This is a genomic window from Lactobacillus sp. UMNPBX16 (genome assembly GCF_002553775.1).
Classification (GTDB): Bacteria; Bacillota; Bacilli; order Lactobacillales; family Lactobacillaceae; genus Lactobacillus; species Lactobacillus crispatus.
Window position 1 is genome coordinate 1 of sequence record NZ_PCYU01000109.1, and the last position, 268, is coordinate 268.

General features: G+C 43.7%; 1 pseudogene. It reads left to right on the forward strand.

Annotated elements, in window-relative coordinates:
• Positions 1-238, forward strand: a pseudogene (locus CP367_RS10595) (hypothetical protein); the annotation flags it as partial.
• Positions 239-268 lie beyond the last annotated feature (30 nt).

Consider the following 268-nt stretch of genomic DNA (forward strand, 5'->3'; position numbering starts at 1 on the left):
AGATAAATTCTACTTTGAACCATTAACTTTGGAAGATGTCCTGAATGTCTGCGACTTGGAAAATCCAGAAGGCGTGATAGTTTAATTTGGTGGTCAAACCTCAATGAATCTGGCTCAGGGGTCACAAGAACATGGCGGCAGCATTCTAGGCACAGAAGGAGCTGCTGTTGACTGTGCAGAAGACCGTGAACTGTTTGATCAAATCATTAAGCAACTTCATTTGAATCAGCCTCAAGGGTGAACTGCAACTACTCATGACGGCGTACTT